We start from the raw sequence: 540 nt of genomic DNA on the forward strand, positions 1-540 counted from the left end.
TCCACGGCGACCGCCGTGAGGCTGGCCGTGCCCTCGGGCAGAGCGGCCGGCGTCAGGCTGAAGCTGCCATCGGCAGCGGCCACGGTCGAGCCGATCTGGGTCGTGCCGTTCGAGACGATGACGGTCGAACCCGGCTCGGCCGTGCCGGTGATGGTCGGGGTGGTGTCGTTGGTGGGCGCCAGGGCATCGAGCACCGGGGCCGTGGGAGGCGTGGTGTCTCCGTTGCCCGGCGTGGCGGTGACCACGAGGGTGACCGGGGTGGAGCCCGCCCCCACATTGCCGGCCGCATCGGCGGCGGTACCCGTCAGGACGTTGTTGCCGTCCGCCAGCGGGATGGTGGGCGTGAAGGTGAAGCGTCCGTCGGTCCCGACCAGCGCCGTGCCGAGCACGGTGCCGTCAGACGAGATGGTGATGGTGGCGCCGGCCTCGGCCGTACCCGTGATGGTCGGGGTGGTGTCGGTGGTCGGCGCCAGGGCGTCGAACACCGGTGCGCCCGGCGGCGTGAGGTCGATGACCAGGGGTGTCGCTGCGGAGGCGGGC

At 73.1% G+C, this 540-nt stretch carries 1 protein-coding gene; it reads right to left on the bottom strand.

The annotated features are described in order from the left end of the window. Positions 1-540, bottom strand: a 540-nt coding sequence (locus J7U37_RS24870) for an Ig-like domain-containing protein (RefSeq protein ID WP_247637491.1), incomplete at both ends; no start/stop codon positions are given.

It is taken from the genome of Methylobacterium sp. 37f (assembly GCF_023093475.1).
Classification (GTDB): domain Bacteria; phylum Pseudomonadota; class Alphaproteobacteria; order Rhizobiales; family Beijerinckiaceae; genus Methylobacterium.